Genomic DNA, 17,961 nt, shown 5'->3' on the forward strand with positions numbered 1-17,961 from the left:
GGTGGTCCCGGAGGCCGGAGACCCCAAGGATTTCGGGCGCGGGGGCGGGGTTCCGGGCGGTGGGCCGAGGGATCGCGAGCGGTGGACGGCGACGCTCCGGGGAAGTCTCCGGCGGCCGGCCGCGTCCGCGTCACCGAACTCAGCAAGGCGGCAGAGTGGACTGGGACGGTCATCAACTGCTCATAAAGTCACCAGCGTTCGGCGGCACCATACAATTTCGGTCACGGGCGACTTCCCTCAGCCGCTCGCCCGGGGTTGACTGGGCGTCACACAAGGTGACGCGACGACGCGAAGTCCGGTTCCACCCGACTTTCGGATACACCCGTTCGGCGGCGCCGGGACGGCACGTAAAGGAAAGGGAGAGCACCATCCCCACCGTCCCACCTCGCAGAGTGATTCCATGGCCAAAGCAAACGCATCCGGAACGCCCGATTCCCGCGGCTTTCCCGGGGCGCCGCACTCTGCGTACACCGAGCCCGGTCGCCGATCCCACCCTCCATCCACACCGTCTCGACGAGGGGTACCAATGAGCCAGATCGCTTTACCGGTGTTTCACATGCCGTTCGCCAGCGCCGGGTGCAATCCGGGTCTGGAGAGAACCAAGGAAGCCGCCTGGAAATGGGCGGACTTCCACGGCGTGGAGCTTTCACCGGTGGCCCGGAAGAAGATGATCAGAACTCGGCCGGAACTGTGGATCTCCCTCATCTTCCCGACCGCGTCGCAACAGCATCTTGACCTTTTCTGTCAGTGGCTCTTCTGGGCCTTCCTGGTGGACGACGAGTTCGACGACGGGCCCGCCGGACGCGATCCGCGGATGTGCGGGGCCGCCATCACCCGCCTCGTGGACGTGCTCGACCAGGCCGCACCGAACTCCCCGATGGAGTGGGCGCTCGAGGATCTGCGCAACCGCACCTACCGGGACCGTTCGGTCGCCTGGGTACGGCAGTTCCGCCGGGACACCGTGGCCTGGCTCTGGACGTACTACGCCGAGGCGGTCGGGCGTGCCGCGGGGCAAGTGCCGTCCCGCGCGGAGTTCGTGAAGCACCGGCGGGACTCCGTGGCGATGCAGCCCTTTCTCGATCTCCACGAGATCACCGCGGGCATCGACCTCACGGACGCCGCCCGGAGCCTGCCCGCGTACGTCGCGCTCCGGGACGCGGTGACCGATCACTCGGGTCTCTGCAACGACATCTGCTCCTTCGAGAAGGAGGCGGCGATGGGCTACGAACACAATGCCGTCCGGCTCATCCAGCGCGACCGCGGGTGCACCCTCCAGGAGGCCGTCGACGAGGCCGGCATCCAGCTGGCCCGGATAGCGGAACGGGTCCGGCGCGCGGAGCGGGAACTGGCCGGGGAGATGGACGCGGCCGGCATGGTGGGCGCGCAACGCGTCGCCCTGGAGCGGTGCGCGCGGGACTACCGCGGTCTCGTGCGGGGCGACTTCGACTACCACGCGCGGGCCGAGCGCTACACCCGGCCGGATCTGGTGGAGCCCGAGGAACGGCACGAACTCTCCCGGTTCTTCGCGGCGTGACGCGCCTCGTCCGGCCCGGTCACCCGGCACCGCGGCGCCCTGGGGTGCCTGAGGAGTAGCGCTCCGACGGACCCCGGCGCGGCATCGCGGGGCGCTCCTGGCATGCGGCTTCCGGACTTTCGGCGGCGGAAACCCCGGAAGCCGCATCCCGCGACCGCCCCGTCCCGGCGGCCGTGCGACAACTGATCGAACCCTCACCCGTGCGAGTGATTCCCGTGCGAGACTGACCCCTCTGGCACCGTCGGCAGGTACCTGGGCAGGGAGCGGCGCACCAGCCGCGCCCCAGGACGAACCAGGCCGATGGAAGACCTCTCCATCAACGTCCTCGGGGAACATCACACGTGAGATCGAAGCGAAGAATATGGGTCACGGCGGCGGTCGCGACCGCCGCCGTGGCGGGCGTCCTGGTGTTCCAGGGCGTCACGGGCACCGACCCGGCCGGCGGGGGCGTGGACGCCGCGTCCGCTCCGGCGCGGGTGGACGTGCACGAGAATGCGCTCCGGGTGTCGGCGGACGGGACCACCGCCGCCTTCGAGCAGAAGGAGACCGAACCCTTCAGTCTGCTGGGCGTCACCTGGACGGACCCGGCGGCCAAGGTCTCCGGCACCGTCGAAGCGCGGACCCGCTCCGCGGCCACCGGACAGTGGACGGGCTGGCTGCCGCTGGCGACCGACGTGGACGGGCGCACCGAGACCGGCCGCCCGGGCGTCCGGGGCACCACCGAACCCCGCTGGGTCGGGGCGTCCGACGGCGTGGAGGTCCGGGTGTCCTCCCGGGGCACCACCTCCGCCGGTCTGCCCGCCGGGCTCCGGCTCGACACCGTGGACCCGGGCACCTCCGGGCTCGACGCCGAGACCGCGGCGTACTCCCGGGACATGACGGAAGGTTTCTCCGCGGAGGGTGAGGACGAGGAGCCCACCCCCTCGGACACCACCACGACCACGCCGGAACCTCCCGAGGGCTCCACGGGCGGCAGCACGCCGGCCCCCGAGTCCCCCGGGCCCACGGCGACGGACGACTCCGGGCAGATAGGCGGGCTGCCCGGTACGGCGGAGCCGTCGGCGACCCCGACGACGGCGGAGCCCACCACGGCGGCGCCGAGCGTGACGCCGACCTCCCCGACGCCTACGCCGGACCCGACGACCGCCGCTCCCTCACCGACCCTGACGCCCCCACCGGTGTCCACGATGCCGAAGCCGCCGATCGTCAGCAGGGCCGGTTGGGGCGCGGACGAGAAGCTGAACGACGAGGCGCCTGAGTACACGACGTCCGTCAAGGCCGTGTTCGTGCACCACACCGCGCAGACGAACGACTACTCCTGCGCGGACTCCCCCGCCATCATGCGGGGCCTGCACGCCTTCCACGTCCAGTCGAACGGCTGGAAGGACCTGGGCTACAACTTCATCGTCGACAAGTGCGGGACGATCTTCGAGGGCCGCAAGGGCGGGGTCGACCAGCCGGTGTTCGGCGCCCACACCTACGGCTTCAACCGTGAGACGGCCGGTGTCGCGGTCATCGGAAGCTACACCGACACCAAGGCCGCGACCGCCGCGACCACGGCGGTGGCCCGGATCGCCGCGTGGAAGCTCGGCCAGTACAAGGGCAACCCCGCGGGGACGACGACGCTGACGGCCGGCGCGACGCAGAAGAGCGGCACCGGCATCGCGTACACCGCCGGGACGACCTACACGTTCCAGCAGATATCCGGTCACCGCGACGGTTTCAACACCGAGTGCCCCGGCACCGCGCTCTACGGGCAGTTGGGCGCGATCCGTACGGCGGCGGCGGGTCCGGTGACCGGCCTGGCCATCTCCTCGGTCACCGGGAGCAGCACCTCGGGCTCGACGACCTACACGCAGTCGAGCGTGAAGGTCGCCTGGAAGGCGACGACCCCGACCGCGCTGATCGCCAGGAACGAGCTGCTGGTGGACGGCAAGGCAGTCGCCACGACGAGCGGCACCGCCACCTCCGCCTCGGCGGTGCTCGCCGTCGGCACCCACACGGTGCAGGTCCGCGCCACGCACCAGTCGGGCAGGACCGCCCTCTCGGGCAGCGCGACGGTGGTCGCCGAGAAGACCGCGCCCACGTTCTCCACGAAGCCCTCGACGGCGCTGCGCACCGGCACGGTGAACACCACGGCCGTCCCGGTGACCCTGAAGTGGAAGGCGGCGGACGGGATCGCGCTCAAGGAGGTCCGGCTCACCGCTCCGGCGGCCGCGACCTACGGGCCGACGACGACGAGCGCCAACCTCACCGCGAAGTCCGGGGTGGCGACCACCTGGAAGATGACGGCGTACGACCGCGCGGGCAACACCGCCGCGGCGTCCGTGGCGAGCACCCCGGTCATTCTCCAGGAGACCTCGGCCACGCGGACGGGCACCTGGACCACGAAGTCCTCGTCGAGCTACCTCGGCGGGAAGTCGTACTCCAGCAGCGCCAAGAACGCGAGCCTGACGTGGACGTTCACCGGCCGGTCGGCCGCGCTCGTCGTCTCGCGCGCCTCGACCTCGGGGCAGGTGTACGTCTACGTGGACGGCAGGAAGACCGCCACGGTGGACCTGAAGTCCGCCACCACCAAGTACCGCGACGCGCTCTGGGCGACCACCTGGGCGAGCGCCGCGAAGCACACGGTGAAGCTGGTCGTGGTCGGCACCGCCGGCCGGCCCGCCATCACCACGGACGGGCTGGTCTACCTCAAGTAACCCTCGTACGGCAGCCCTCGTGACGGCGCGCCCCGGCCGGGAGTCATCCGGCCGGGGCGCGTCGTCGTGTTCCCCCTCGTCCAGGCGTCGCGGGCCCTGCGGCGCACGCGTCCTCCGCGGCGTCTCCTGCCCCGGCCACCCCTCCTGCCGCAACCGCCACCCGGTCGCCGCCCGCTCCCCCCGGCACCCCCGGCTTTCCCGCCGGGCACGGCGGCTTCGGCGGACGGGGGGCCGGACCCTCGTGGCCGGCCCGGTACCCCTCGTCCAAGGCGTCGCCCCCCAGGAGGTTCCGGACTACGGGCTGCCTCCTGCGGGGAAGTACCTCATCCTGGAGGGCACCCGCGAAAGGGCCGACGCACATGCGCGAGACACGTCCGCAGGACCGCCCGACCGCCACCACCACCCACGGCACCGTGCGCGGCGTCCGGGAGAACGGGGTGGCGGTCTTCCGGGGGGTGCCGTACGCGGCGGCCCCGGTCGGCTCCCGCCGGTTCCGGGCCCCCGAGCCGCCGGAGCCGTGGGCGGGGGTGCGGGAGGCCGTCGTGTTCGGGCCGACCTCCCCCAAGCGCCCGTACGACCCGCCCCTGGACGCCCTCCTCCCGGACCCCGAGGTGCCCGGGGACGAGTGGCTCAACCTCAACGTCTGGACACCCGGCCCGGCCGCGGGCGGACTGCCGGTCATCGTCTGGATACACGGCGGCTCGCTGCTGCACGGCTCCTCCGCCGTGCCGGTGTACGACGGGACCGCCTTCGCCCGGGACGGGGTCGTCCTGGTGTCGGTCAACTACCGGCTGGGGATCGAGGGGTTCGGCGTCTTTCCCGACGCCCCCGCCAACCTCGGACTGCTCGACCAGCTCGCCGCCCTGGAGTGGGTACGGGAGAACGTCGCGGCGTTCGGGGGCGATCCGGAACGGGTGACGGTGGCCGGTGAGTCGGCCGGGGCGGTGAGCGTCGCCGCGCTGCTCACCGCGCCGAGGGCGACGGGGCTGTTCCGGCGCGCGGTGCTGCAGAGCGGGGCGCCGGACGCGCCGGCGCCCGAGGCGGGTCGCCGGACGACGGAGCTCGTCGCCCGGCGCCTCGGGGTCCCGGCGACCGCCGCCGCCCTGGCCGCCGTCGAACCGTCCGCGCTGCTGGCCGCGCAGAGCGCGGTGACCCGCGGCGGGAATCCGCTGACCGGCCGCGACGCCTTCCACATCGTGGTCGACGGTGACCTGCTCCCCCGCGATCCGGCCCAGGCGCTGCGGGACGGCGTGGGGAGCGGGGTGGACCTGCTGATGGGGGCGAACACCGAGGAGTACCGGCTCTGGTTCGTGCCCAGCGGGCTCACCGAGCGTCTCGGCCGGATCCGGCTACGGCTGGCGCTGCTGAAGTTCGGAGTGCCGGGAGCCACGGCCCGCGTGTACCGGGCCAACCGCCCGGCCGCCACGCCCGGCGAGCTGCTCGGGGCGCTCGCGACGGACCTGCTGCTGCGGGTGCCGCTGAACGTCCTCGCCGACGCCCGCGCGGGAGCCGGGGGCGGTACGTACCTGTACGAGTTCGGCTGGCCCTCTCCCGTACGGCGGCTGGGCGCCTGCCACGCGCTGGAGCTCGGCTTCGTCTTCGACACCCTGGCCCACCCGGACGTGGTGGCGCTGGCCGGCCCGCACGCGCCGCAGCGGCTGGCGGACGCGATGCACGCCGCCTGGGTCCGGTTCGCGGCCACCGGCGACCCGGGGTGGCCCGCTTGGGACGCCCGGCGGCCGGTGATGGCCTTCGGTCCGGGCGCCCCCGCCGTGGTGGAGGCGCCCCGGGACGACGAACTGCGCGGCTGGCCCCCGTACCGCGCCGCCGGCCGGGGCCGTGTCTGACCGTGCGCGGGCCGAGCGCCGCCCGCCCGGCGGGACGGGCCGGGCGAGACACGGCCGGAGCCGTCCTGTGACGGCCGGGGCGCCTCGCCCTCCGCGGGTTCGGGCCCGCCCCGGGGCGGTGCCGGCCCGTCCGGAGGTCAGGCCTTGTTCTGCGAGGCCCAGAACTCGTCGAAGGTGAGCAGCCCGTCACCGTTCGCGTCGTGGTGGTTGATGATCGCCTGCGCGACGGTCTCGGTGACGAACGGGTCGCCCAGCTGAGCCATGGCGCTCTTGTACTCGGCGGCCGTGATGAGACCGTCGCCGTTCTGGTCGAAATGCTCGAACGCCTTGCGCGCCGACTCGATGTCCGCCACTTTTCCGCCCCTACCGTTGGTCCGATTGACGGTGGTCAGATTAACGGGCCGACGCGCCCACGCCTGCGGCGGGCGGTCGAGGGGCATGCGGGCGGCCCGGACAGAGGCCGGTGACGATCTTCCACCGAACGGGTCGGTCTGCGAATCATTCAGTGAATCTCATATTCATTCACTGAATGCCAGGAGTTCAGTGGAAATATCCAACGATTCACACACCGAATCGACATGTTAGGACCTAATTGTCCTGTTTTGCACCTTTGGTTTCCCGGAGCGGATGTGCCATAGTCGGGTCCACGACCTCCTCCGACCCGAGCCAGGTCCTGCACGCGGCCGTGAACTCACCCCCCACGTCACGGCCCGCACAGAAGCCCCCAGGTCGCCGCACAACGGCGGACGGGGGCTTTCGTGCGTTCCGGGGTCCGGCACCGCGCCCGACCGCAGGCCGCCGCGGGCCGGTCGCGGCGCCCCCTACCGGTCCGAGCGGTCGGAGATCCTCATCTCGAACCAGGTGACCTTGCCGCGCGGCAGCAGGTCGACGCCCCAGCGGTCGGAGAGCCGGTCGACGAGGAAGAGGCCCCGCCCACTCACGTCCATCTCCCGCACCGGCATGAGGCAGGGCAGGCCGCGCGAGGGATCACGGACCCCGATCCGGATCATCCCCCGGCGGCGCTCCATGCGCAGACCGAAGTACTGCGCCCCGGTGTGCCGGACGGCGTTGCCGACGAGTTCGGAGACCAACAGGACGGCGTACTCGGCGAGTTGCGGAGAAAGCTTCCACTGCCCGAGCACCACCGCCGACGCGATCCGGCGGGCCGTCGCCGCGGACTCCGGGCGGGACGGCAGGCGCACCCCCGCCTCGTCGGTCGGGTTGCCGTACAACTCCAGTACATGGAAAGCCTGTTCGTCCTCCGACGCCGATACTCGCCGTGCCGCCGTCGCACTGCCGTGCGTGCGCGGCCGATCCCCACCCTCCAGGCCCGCCATGCCCCCCATCATGTCGGCAGCGGGTCTCCCCCGAAGCCCATCCGAGGGAATCCCTCCCCCGGAATGGCTGATTCCGGTGGGGCGGTTGGCATATGCCGCAGACATAAAATCGGTCCGCGTGACCTCTCTGACCTGCGACGGAGGACGAACGCTGCTGCCGACCGGGGCGGGCCGGTTCGACCGGCCGTCGCCGTGCCGCGTCCGCCGGAGGCGCCACGACGCCGCCCGCACGGATGAATCCGCACCGGCCCGCGCTCAGCGCCCGGCGCTCAGCGGAAGTGGGCCTTCCCCGGCCCGTCCTCCATGAAGCTGCGCATGCCCGTCTCGCGGTCCTCGGTGGCGAACAGCCCCGCGAACAGGTTCCGCTCGATGGTGAGGCCGGTGTCCAGGTCCGTCTCCAGCCCCGCGTCGACCGCCTCCTTCGCTGCCCGCAGCGCCAGCGCCGGCCCCTTCGCCAGGGCCGAGGCCCAGGCGTGCGCCTGCTGGTACACCTCTGCGGCGGGCACCACGCGGTCCACCAGACCGATGGCGAGTGCCTCGTCGGCCCGGACGTGCCGGCCGGTGAAGATCAGGTCCTTGGCCCGGGAGGGCCCGACGAGTCGGGCGAGGCGCTGGGTACCGCCCGCCCCCGGGATCACCCCGAGGAGGATCTCCGGCTGCCCCAGCTTGGCGTTGTCGCCGGCGATCCGGAAGTCGGCGCAGAGCGCCAGCTCACAGCCGCCTCCGAGGGCGTAACCGGTGACGGCGGCGACCACCGGCTTGGGGATGCGGGCGACGGCCGTGAAGGAGTCCTGGAGCGCCCGGGACCGCGCGACCATCGCGGCGTGGTCCATGTCCCGCATCTCCTTGATGTCCGCTCCCGCCGCGAACACCTTCTCGCCCCCGTGGACCACCACGGCCCGCACGTCCTCCCGCCGGGCCGCCTCGTCCGCCAGTTCCCGCAGCCGGTCCTGGGTGGCCATGTCCAACGCGTTCATCGGCGGCCGGTCCAGCCGGATGGTGCCGACGCCGTCCCGCACTTCGAGAGTCACAGTCATGGGGGGCAGGTTAGTGGCGTGGGGAGGGTCAGGGTCCCGGCCGCTGCCGTGATTCACCGGACACTCCCGACGGGCCTGCGGCCGCACCCGCCGGTGGAGCGACGGGTGCGGGAGGGGACGGGGCGGGGCGACGGGCGCGGAAGGGCGAGGGAAACCGGCACCGCGACCGGCACGGGAACCGGCACGGGAACCGGCACGGCGACCGGCGCGGAACGGCACGGGAACCGGCACCGCGACCGGCGCGGAACGGCGACGGTCCCCGCACCTCCCACCGATCGTGAGTGGTCCGGGGACCGTGCGGACCCGCGCCGTCGTCCGCGGCACCGGGCCCTTCGCCCGTGTCACGTGCCCGGGGTGGTCACTTGATCCACTCGGACCACTCCATGTTCCAGCCGTTGAGGCCGTTGTCCGGAGCGATGACCTTGTCCTTGGAGTTCTTCACCACGACCACGTCGCCGATGATCGACTGGTCGAAGAACCAGGCGGCCGGCGTCTTGCCGTCGTACCCACCGCGCACGTCCCGCAGTCCCACGCAGCCGTGACTGGTGTTGGTGGTGCCGAAGATGCTGGAGTTGCCCCAGTAGTTGCCGTGCACGAACGTGCCGGAGGTGGAGAGGCGCATCGCGTGCGGCACGTCCTTGATGTCGTACTCACCGCCGAAGCCGACCGTGTCGCCGTTCATCCGGGTGACCTTGAGCTTCTCGCTGATGACCATCTGACCGTTGTACGTGGTCGTGGACGGGGCGCCCGCCGAGATCGGGATGTCCTTCAGCTGCTCGCCGTCGCGGACGACGACCATCCGGTGGCCGGCCGCGTCGACCGTGGAGACCTGGCTGCGGCCGATCGTGAAGTGGAAGGTCTTGGCCTGCTTGCCGTAGACGCCCGGCCGTCCCTCCACGCCGTCGAGGTTGAGCTCGACCGTCACCTTGGTGCCGGCAGCCCAGTACTTCTCGGGGCGGAAGTCGAGGCGGTCGTTGCCGAACCAGTGGCCCTCGACGGGCACGTCGGGCTCGGCCGTGACCGTGATGGCCTTCTCGACGGCGGCGGGGTCGGTGATGCCCCGGGTGAAGTTGATGGAGACCGGCATGCCGACGCCGACGGTCGAGCCGTCCTCGGGGGTGTACTGCCCGATGAAGGTGTTCTGCGGGACGAGGGTGGTGAAGGTGGTGTCCTTGGCGGACTGCCTGCCCTTCGTGTCCTCCGCGACCGCGTGCACCGTGTACTTGGTGGCCGCGGCGAGGTGGCGCTCGGGCGTCCAGCCGGTGCCGTCGGCGGAGAGGCTGCCCTCCACCTCACCGCCCTGCGCGTCGGCGACCTTGACCGTGGTCAGCTTGCCCTTGGCGGCCGATATCTTCAGCGCTCCGCTGGTCTCGACCGAGGAGGCGCCGTCCTGCGGCGCGATGGTCACGACCGCCTCGGAGGCGGTCGTGTCCTCCACCGTGCCGCTGCCGTTCTCGGCACCGCTCCCGCTGCCCGAACCGCTCCCGCTGCCACTGGTGCCGCCGCACGCCGTCACCAGCAGAAGCAGTGCGCCCAGCAGCAGCGCGAGGATTCCGGGGCCGCGGCGCCCGCGCGTCTCCCCGCCGGTCCCGGCCGCACGTCCCCGTATCGGTATCCCGCTCATCGTGGTCGTCTCCCCTCGTGCGGCCTGGCCCCAGCCGGCCCCGCACACCCCGCGCGTCGTCGAACATGCGCGCCTGTCGAGAAGAGAACCACACGGCTCCCGGCAGGAAGGTCGTGCGGATGTCACCGTTCAGTCCCAAGTTGGACCGGCACATGCGCAGGTGGCACGGGGTACGGCCGATGTCCGCGGGGAGCCGCCGCGACCCGTCTCTCAGCGCAGTGCGGAACCCGCCTTCCACCGCTTCCAGTCGAGGTTCCAGCCGCTGAGTCCGTTGTCCGGGGCGACCTGCCGGTCCTCCGAGTTGACGACCTCCACCACGTCACCGACGAGGGTGCGGTCGAAGAACCAGCCGGCCGGGGCGGAGGCGCTGCCGCCCTTCTCGTCCCGCAGCCCGATGCAGCCGTGGCTGACGTTCGCGGAGCCGAAGGTGTCCTCGGGGGCCCAGTAGTTGCCGTGCAGGAAGGTGCCGGACTCGGTGAGCCGGATGGCGTGCGGCACGTCCTTGATGTCGTACTCGCCGCCGAAACCCACGGTCCGCCCGTCCATCCGGGTCACCTCGTGGAGCTCGCTGACCACCATCTTCCCGTTGTACGTGGTGGTCTTCGGGGCCCCGGCGGTGATCGGCACGGTGGTGACCGGCTCGCCGTCGCGGCGCACCTCCATGGTGTGCTCGGCCGCGTCGACCAGGGAGGTCTGGGAGCGGCCCACGGTGAAGCGGACCCGCTTGCTCTGGCTGCCGTACACCCCCGGCGCGCCCTCCACGTCCCGCAGCCCGATGTCGACGGTGACCTCGGTGCCCGGTTCCCAGTACTTCTCCGGGCGGAAGTCGAGCCGGTCCCTGCCGAACCAGTGGCCGGACACCTCCACGGCGGGGTCGGCGGTGACCTCGATCGCGCGCTGCACCGCCGCCCGGTCGGTGACGGGGCTGCTGAAGTCGAAGGAGACGATCATCCCGGTGCCGACCGTGGAGCGGTGTTCCGGTTTGAAGTAGCCGATGAAGTGGTGCCCGGGGATCAGCGTGGTGAAGGTGGTGTGCCGGGCCGAGCGGCGCCCGGCTCCGTCCACGGCCACCGCGTCGACGCTGTACTTCGCGGCGAGCCGGAGCTGCCCCTTGCCCCCCGCGGGGGACCATCGCCGGCCGTCCGCGGAGATCCGGCCGGTGACGCGGTCGCGCCGGGCGTCCTCGATCTGCGCCACCTCGACGCTCTCCAGGTGCCCGTCCGGAACCTCCACCTCGATCCGGGTGGAAGCGCCGACGTTCTTCGCGCCGTCCGCCGGGAGGACCCGGATCACGTCCTCGGGGGCGCGCGCCTTCCCGTTGACGAAGGGGATTCCTCCGGTGCAGCCGGTCAGTACGGCCGCGACCGCCAGTAGTCCTGCCCATGTCAGCACGGCGGCCGGACCGGTCCGTGCTCTCTTCGCTGTGTGAGTCACGCACCCCCAACGACCGGAGCCGCTCAGGGGAAACGTGAGTGTGGGCCTCCCGGTGGGCAGAACAGGGGGGAGGACTTCACCGGGAGGCCGCGGCCGGGACGCCGTGCGGCTCCCGGACTTGCCCGTCCCCACGAGCCGCAGGAGGCCGGGAGTGTCGAGCGCAGCCGAGCAGGAAGCCGTGCAGGAGCCGGTACGTCCGGGGCGTGCGGGCGACGGGCCGCCGCCCGGCTCCACCCGTGTGCCGCACTCCGGCACCTCCGCCGTGCCCCGGGCCGCGGCCGCGCCGCCCCCGGTGTGGCCGGGCGCGCCCATGCCGCTGGGCGCGCGGTTCCGGGTGGGCCCGGACGGGGTGGCGGGTACCAACTTCGCCCTGTGGGCGGGCGGGGCGGAGGCCGTCGAACTCTGCCTCTTCGACGAGGCGGGCCAGGAGACGCGGTGCCGGCTGACCGAGCTGACCCACGAGATCTGGCACGGTTTCGTGCCGGGGGTGCGGCCGGGCCGGCGGTACGGCTACCGCGTCCACGGCCGCTGGGACCCGTGGACGGGGGCCCGCTGGAACGCCGCGAAACTGCTGCTCGACCCGTACGCCCGCGCCGTGGACGGAACGTTCACCCTGCCGCCCGAGGTCTACGGCCACATGCGCGACTGGCCGCAGCAGCACGTCGCCGACACCGTGCGCGACGAGCGCGACTCCGCCCCGTTCGTGCCGAAGGGGGTCGTCGTCCACGACGACCTCGCGGGCGGTGAGGACGAGTGGATGGACGACCGGCGCCCCAAGACGCCGTGGGCCGACTCCGTCATCTACGAGCTGCACGTGCGCGGCTTCACCAAGCTGCACCCCGGCATCCCGCCCGAGCTGCGCGGCACGTACGCCGGCCTCGCCCATCCCGCCGCCATCGAGCACCTGAAGCGGCTGGGGGTGACGGCGGTGGAGCTGCTGCCGGTGCACCAGTTCGCGCACGAGGACCATCTGCTCCGGCGCGGGATGCACAACTACTGGGGCTACAACTCGATCGGCTACTTCGCCCCGCACGCCGACTACGCGGCGAGCGGTACCGCCGGGGCGCAGGTCGGCGAGTTCAAGGGGATGGTGCGCGCCCTGCACGACGCGGGGATCGAGGTGATCCTGGACGTCGTCTACAACCACACCGCCGAGGCGGGCGAGTTGGGTCCGACCCTCTCCATGCGGGGGGTCGACAACCGCGGCTACTACCGCCTGCAGGCCGACGCCCGCCGGTACGCCGACTACACCGGTTGCGGCAACACCCTGCACGTGGTGCAGCCGCACGTGCTGCGCCTGATCACCGACTCGCTGCGGTACTGGGTGACGGAGATGGGCGTCGACGGGTTCCGCTTCGACCTGGCGGCGGCACTCGCCCGCTCCATGCACGACGTGGACATGCTCTCGCCGTTCCTCGCGGTGATCGCCCAGGACCCGGTGCTGCGCCGGGTCAAGCTGATCGCCGAGCCGTGGGACGTGGGCAACGGCGGTTACCAGGTGGGCGCGTTCCCGCCCCTGTGGACCGAGTGGAACGACCGCTACCGCGACGCCGTGCGCGACTTCTGGCGGGGCGCGCTGGGGGACGTGCGCGACCTCGGCTACCGCCTCTCCGGCTCCAGCGACCTGTACGCGTGGGGCGGGCGCCGCCCGTACGCCTCGGTCAACTTCGTCACCGCGCACGACGGTTTCACCCTGCGCGACCTGGTGAGCTACGAGCACAAGCACAACGAGGCCAACGGCGAGGGCAACCGCGACGGCACCGGTGACAACCGGTCCTGGAACTGCGGTGCGGAGGGCGAGAGCGACGACCCGGAGATCAACGCGCTCCGCCGCCGGCAGTTGCGCAACCTGCTCACCACGCTGCTGCTCTCCACCGGGGTGCCGATGCTGGTGGCGGGCGACGAGATGGGGCGTACCCAGGGCGGCAACAACAACGCCTACTGCCAGGACAACGAGATCAGCTGGGTGGACTGGTCCCTGCTGGAGGACCCCGGATGGCGCGGGCTGACCGAACTGACCGCCCGGGTGCTGCGGCTGCGCCACACCCATCCGGTGCTGCGCCGCCGGGCGTTCTTCTCGGGCCGCCCGCAGGCCGCGGACGGGCTGCGGGACCTGGCCTGGTTCACCCCGCGGGGCGAGGAGATGACGGCCCAGGACTGGTACGCGCCCGCGGCGACGCTCGGGCTCTTCCTCTCGGGGCGGGACATCCCGGGCCGGGACGCGCGGGGCGAGCAGATCGTGGACGACAGCTTCCTGGCGATCCTGCACGCGGCGGACCGGCCGGCCGACTTCCTGCTGCCGGGCGCGCCCTGGGCCGACGCCTACTCCCTCGTCCTCGACACCTCCCGGGAGGACCAGTCGGCGGAGCCCGGCACGGTCCACGCGGGCGGCACGGTACTGAGGGTGCCGGGGCGCTCGGTGCTGCTCCTCCGGGTGACGGACTGACGGACCGGCGGGGCGGACGGGCGGACGGGCGGACGGGCCGTCCACCCGGGCCGACCGGGCCGCCTGGGACTCCCGTGCCGCCTGGGCCGTCCGGGCCGCCCGCCCGTGCTCCGCGGAGCCGGGCGCCCCGGGCGCGAGGGACCGGACGGCCGGAAAAACCCTGTGGGGGATGTCAGCGGTGAAACATAGGATCACCCCTGATGCCCGAAAATCCCGCCGAGCGCACGAACCGGTCCACCGTGCGCTCACTCACGCGTCTGTGGCCCTATCTCCGTCCGGTACGCGCCCGTTGGCTCGCCGCCGCCCTCGTCGCCGTGGTCGCGTCCTGCCTCGGGCTGGTCATCCCGTTCGTCCTCAAGTGGATGGTGGACGGCCCGGTGGCCGACCGGGACCCGGGCGGCGTCTGGCTGGGGGCGCTGTGGCTGCTGCTCCTGGGCATCCTGGAAGCGGTCCTCTTCGGATTGCGGCGCTGGCTGGTGGCGCGCCCGCTGGCCGGGGTCGAGGCCGGTATGCGGGCCGATCTCTACCACCGCCTGCAGCGGCTCCCGATGGCCTTCCACGACCGCTGGCCCTCCGGTCAGCTTCTGTCGCGCGGCACCACCGATCTGATGCTGGTGCGCATGTTCCTGGCGTTCCCGCTGACCTTCCTGCTGGTCAACTCGGTCACGATCGCCATCGGATTCGTCATCCTGTTCCTCCAAGAGTGGACGCTCGGGCTGGTGCTGCTCGCCCCGGCGGTCCCCCTGATGGTCCTCAGTTCCGTCTTCGAGTCGAAGTACTCCCTGGTGGCCCGCACCGCCCAGGACCAGGTCGGTGACCTGACGACGGTCGTCGAGGAGAGCGTGCTCGGCATCCGGATCATCAAGGGCTTCGGCAGGCACCGCAGCCAGGCGCGGGCGTTCACGTCGCTGTCGCACCGGCTGCGCTCCACCGAGCTGACCAAGGCCCGGCTGCTGGCGGGGATCTGGGCGCTCATCACCGGGGTTCCGGAGCTGGCGATCGGCGCCGCGCTGGTGCTCGGCACCGTCCAGGTGGCCGACGGCGATCTCTCGGCGGGGACGCTGGTGGCGTTCCTCTCGACGGCCCTCGCGCTGCGCTGGCCGGTGGAGTCGATCGGCTTCCTGCTCGCGATGAGCCAGGAGGCGGCGACCGCGACCGACCGCTACTTCGAGGTCATGGACGTGGCGCTGGAGAGCGAGCGCGGAGCCGTCGCCCCCGCCCGGAGCACCGGGACCGGGACCGGGACCGCCGGGATGGTCTTCGAGGACGTCTCCTTCCGCTATCCGGACGCGGCCCCGGACGCCGTGCCCGTCCTCGCCGGGATCGACCTCCACGTGCGGCCCGGCGAGACGATGGCGCTGGTCGGTGCCACCGGCTCCGGCAAGACGACGCTCACCGCCCTGGTGCCCCGGCTCCACGAGCTCACCGGCGGCCGGATCACCCTGGACGGCGAGGACATCGTCCTGATGGACCGCGCGCGGCTCCGGTCGCTGGTGTCGGTGGCGTTCGAGGAGCCGACGCTCTTCTCGGCCACGGTCGGGGAGAACGTCCTGATGGGCGCGGACGGCGCCGGCGACGAGGACCTGCGCCGGGCCCTGGACGTCGCCCAGGCCCGGTTCGCGCACGGATTGCCCGAGGGCACCGGCACCCAGGTCGGCGAGCAGGGGCTCAGCCTGTCCGGCGGGCAGCGCCAGCGCCTCGCCCTGGCGCGCGCGGTGGTCGGCCGCCCCCGCTTCCTGGTGCTGGACGACCCGCTCTCCGCGCTGGACGTCCACACGGAGGCACGGGTGGAGGCGGCGCTGCGGCACGTACTGGAGGAGACGACGGCGGTGATCGTCGCCCACCGGCCGTCCACCGTGATGCTCGCCGACCGGGTGGCGCTGCTCTCCGGCGGCCGGATCACGGCCGTCGGTACGCATCAGGAACTGCTGCGCACGAGCGCCGAGTACGCCTGGCTGATGTCGGGCGCCGAACGGCCGGGCATCACGGTCACCGAGGAGGTCACGACCCCATGACCAGTACCACCACGTCCGACGCCCCGTCCCCCGGGGGCACCGACGGCCCCGGCGGCACCGACAGCACCCCCGCCGCACCCGCCCCCGGGAAGACCGGCCCGGACGTCTCGCCGGAGTCCGGTGACGCGTTCGACCGCGACGTGCTGCCCACGTCGCCGGGCGCCACCCGGGCGCTGCTCGCCTCGTTGCTGCGGCCGTTGCGCGGACGGGTGCTGACGACGGTCGTCCTGCTCCTCGTCCAGCAGGCCGCCGTCCAGGCGGGCCCGCTGCTCGTGGCGTACGCGATCGACCGCGCGGTGCCCGCGTTCCGGGAGTCCGACCACGGTCCGCTGATCGCGGTGGGCGTCGCCTACGCGCTCTGCGCGGCGGGCGGCGGCCTCCTCCAGTACGCCTTCATCCGGGGCTCGGCCCGTATCAACCAGGATGTCCTGCTGGACCTGCGCGGGCGGATCTTCCGGCACGCGCAGGCACTGAGCGTCGACTTCCACGAGCGCTACACCTCGGGCCGGCTGATCTCCCGGTCGACGACGGACGTGGAGTCGCTGCGGGAACTGCTCAGTGAGGGGCTGCAGGAGCTGATCACCGTGGTCCTCTCCTTCGTCTTCATCTCCGGCACGCTGCTCTGGCTGGACGCCGGCATCGGCTCGGTCGCGGTGCTCTCCTTCGTGCCGCTCTACCTGCTGGTGCGGCTCTACCGGCGGCGGGCGGGCCGGGCGTACGCGGTGCGCTCCACCGCCACCGCCGCGGTGATCGTGAAGTTCGCCGAGACGATGAACGGCATCCGGCCGGTGCGGGCGTTCCGCCGCGAACGCTCCAACGACGCCGCGTTCGACGTGCTGAACCGCCGCCACGAACGCGCGAACGGCGACACCCTGCTGGAGATGGCCCGCTACGTGGTGTGCTCCCGGCTCGTCGCCAACATCGCCGTCGCGGGGATGGTGCTGTGGGGCGCCTACCGGGTCGCCTCGGGGACGCTCGCGCTGGGCGTGCTGGCGGCGGCGGTGCTCTACCTGCGCCGGCTCTACGACCCGATCGACCGGCTGGCGATGTTCCTCAACTCCTGGGAGTCCGCCGCCGCGTCGCTGGAGAAGATCGCGGGCCTGCTCGCGCAGACCCCCTCGGTGCCGGAGCCCTCCGCCCCGGTGGAGCTGCCCGCCCTGCGCGGGGAGCAGCCGGGGCGGGAGGTGGTCTTCGACGGGGTGCGGTTCGCCTACCGGACGGGCGGCGAGGTGCTGCCGCGCTTCGACCTGACCCTGCCCGCCGGGCAGACGGTGGCCGTGGTCGGCTCGACGGGCGCGGGCAAGTCGACGCTGGCGAAGCTGCTCGCGCGGTTCTACGACCCGAGCGACGGCCGGGTGCTGCTGGACGGCGTCGACCTGCGGGAGCTGGCCGCGGCGGAGCTGCGCCGCGGTGTGGTGATGGTGACGCAGGAGGCCTTCCTGTTCTCCGGGACGGTCGCGGAGAACATCGCGATCGGCCGGCCGGACGCGACACGCGAGGAGATCGAGCGGGCGGCGAAGGTGATCGGGGCGCACGAGTTCATCGAGAGCCTGCCCGAGGGGTACGACACCGACGTGCGCAAGCGGGGTGGCCGGATCTCGGCCGGTCAGCGCCAGTTGGTGGCGTTCGCGCGGGCGCTGCTGGCCGACCCGGCGGTGGTGATCCTGGACGAGGCGACCAGTTCCCTGGACATCCCCGGCGAGCGGGCGGTGCAGCGGGCCATGGACACGGTGCTGCACGGCCGTACGGCGGTGGTGATCGCGCACCGGCTCTCCACGGTGGAGATCGCGGACCGGGTGCTGGTGATGGAGCACGGCCGCATCGTGGAGGACGGCTCCCCGGCCGAACTCATCGGCGGGGAGGGCAGGTTCGCAGGGCTGCACCGGGCGTGGCGGGAGAGTCTGGCCTGAGCGGGGCGGGCCCGTGGCCTTCGCCCGCCCCGGCGCCCACGCCCGTACGACGCGGCCCCCGTGCTGGCGTAGAGT

General features: G+C 72.5%; 11 protein-coding genes. 6 read left to right on the forward strand and 5 right to left on the reverse strand.

Annotated features, from left to right (window positions below; genetic code table 11):
- Positions 1-556 precede the first annotated feature (556 nt).
- The 3 genes from PZB77_RS08565 (at position 557) to PZB77_RS08575 (ending at position 6,083) form a co-directional block, all read left to right on the forward strand.
- Positions 557-1,534 carry a terpene synthase family protein gene (locus PZB77_RS08565; RefSeq protein WP_275491966.1) on the forward strand — a complete coding sequence of 326 codons (978 nt, stop codon included), beginning with the start codon at positions 557-559 and terminating at the stop codon, positions 1,532-1,534.
- Positions 1,535-1,875: 341 nt separating this feature from the next.
- Positions 1,876-4,236 (forward strand): N-acetylmuramoyl-L-alanine amidase, encoded by a 2,361-nt coding sequence (locus PZB77_RS08570; protein ID WP_275491967.1) that lies wholly within the window; start codon positions 1,876-1,878, stop codon positions 4,234-4,236.
- A 359-nt stretch (positions 4,237-4,595) separates the two neighbouring features.
- Complete coding sequence (locus tag PZB77_RS08575; RefSeq protein ID WP_275491968.1) at positions 4,596-6,083, forward strand: carboxylesterase family protein; 1,488 nt, start codon at positions 4,596-4,598, stop codon at positions 6,081-6,083.
- A 137-nt stretch (positions 6,084-6,220) separates the two neighbouring features.
- On the opposite strand, the gene PZB77_RS08580 is transcribed toward PZB77_RS08575, so the two are convergent.
- The 5 genes from PZB77_RS08580 to PZB77_RS08600 all read right to left on the reverse strand — a co-directional run bounded on the left by PZB77_RS08580 (position 6,221) and on the right by PZB77_RS08600 (position 11,515).
- Complete coding sequence (locus PZB77_RS08580) at positions 6,221-6,436, reverse strand: EF-hand domain-containing protein (RefSeq protein ID WP_275491969.1); 216 nt, start codon at positions 6,434-6,436, stop codon at positions 6,221-6,223.
- A gap of 468 nt (positions 6,437-6,904) precedes the next feature.
- Positions 6,905-7,432 carry an ATP-binding protein gene (locus tag PZB77_RS08585; RefSeq protein ID WP_275491970.1) on the reverse strand — a complete coding sequence of 176 codons (528 nt, stop codon included), beginning with the start codon at positions 7,430-7,432 and terminating at the stop codon, positions 6,905-6,907.
- 257 nt (positions 7,433-7,689) lie between these two features.
- A complete protein-coding gene (locus PZB77_RS08590; RefSeq protein WP_275491971.1) occupies positions 7,690-8,457 on the reverse strand; it encodes an enoyl-CoA hydratase-related protein in 768 nt (255 codons plus the stop codon).
- A 358-nt stretch (positions 8,458-8,815) separates the two neighbouring features.
- A complete protein-coding gene (locus tag PZB77_RS08595; protein ID WP_275491972.1) occupies positions 8,816-10,081 on the reverse strand; it encodes an Ig-like domain-containing protein in 1,266 nt (421 codons plus the stop codon).
- 210 nt (positions 10,082-10,291) lie between these two features.
- A complete protein-coding gene (locus PZB77_RS08600) occupies positions 10,292-11,515 on the reverse strand; it encodes an Ig-like domain-containing protein (protein WP_275491973.1) in 1,224 nt (407 codons plus the stop codon).
- Positions 11,516-11,666: 151 nt separating this feature from the next.
- Here PZB77_RS08600 and glgX point away from each other — a divergent pair, with 151 nt between their 5' ends.
- The 3 genes from glgX to PZB77_RS08615 all read left to right on the forward strand — a co-directional run bounded on the left by glgX (position 11,667) and on the right by PZB77_RS08615 (position 17,886).
- Positions 11,667-13,961, forward strand: a complete 2,295-nt coding sequence (glgX, locus tag PZB77_RS08605) for a glycogen debranching protein GlgX (RefSeq protein ID WP_275491974.1) — start codon at positions 11,667-11,669, stop codon at positions 13,959-13,961.
- A 200-nt stretch (positions 13,962-14,161) separates the two neighbouring features.
- Positions 14,162-15,976, forward strand: coding sequence for an ABC transporter ATP-binding protein (locus tag PZB77_RS08610; protein WP_275491975.1), 1,815 nt, complete (start codon positions 14,162-14,164; stop codon positions 15,974-15,976).
- A complete protein-coding gene (locus tag PZB77_RS08615) occupies positions 15,973-17,886 on the forward strand; it encodes an ABC transporter ATP-binding protein (protein WP_275491976.1) in 1,914 nt (637 codons plus the stop codon). The genes PZB77_RS08610 and PZB77_RS08615 overlap by 4 nt, the downstream gene beginning before the upstream one ends.
- Positions 17,887-17,961: the final 75 nt, after the last annotated feature.

Source organism: Streptomyces sp. AM 2-1-1 (assembly GCF_029167645.1).
Taxonomy (GTDB): domain Bacteria; phylum Actinomycetota; class Actinomycetes; order Streptomycetales; family Streptomycetaceae; genus Streptomyces.

What these genes read in the sequence shown, in the direction of transcription:
- PZB77_RS08595 (WP_275491972.1), bottom strand. Translation starts at nt 10,081, where the DNA reads ATGAGCGGGATACCGATACGGGGACGTGCGGCCGGGACCGGCGGGGAG.
- PZB77_RS08575 (WP_275491968.1), top strand. Translation starts at nt 4,596, where the DNA reads ATGCGCGAGACACGTCCGCAGGACCGCCCGACCGCCACCACCACCCAC.
- PZB77_RS08610 (WP_275491975.1), top strand. Translation starts at nt 14,162, where the DNA reads ATGCCCGAAAATCCCGCCGAGCGCACGAACCGGTCCACCGTGCGCTCA.
- PZB77_RS08590 (WP_275491971.1), bottom strand. Translation starts at nt 8,457, where the DNA reads ATGACTGTGACTCTCGAAGTGCGGGACGGCGTCGGCACCATCCGGCTG.
- PZB77_RS08585 (WP_275491970.1), bottom strand. Translation starts at nt 7,432, where the DNA reads ATGATGGGGGGCATGGCGGGCCTGGAGGGTGGGGATCGGCCGCGCACG.
- PZB77_RS08615 (WP_275491976.1), top strand. Translation starts at nt 15,973, where the DNA reads ATGACCAGTACCACCACGTCCGACGCCCCGTCCCCCGGGGGCACCGAC.
- PZB77_RS08565 (WP_275491966.1), top strand. Translation starts at nt 557, where the DNA reads ATGCCGTTCGCCAGCGCCGGGTGCAATCCGGGTCTGGAGAGAACCAAG.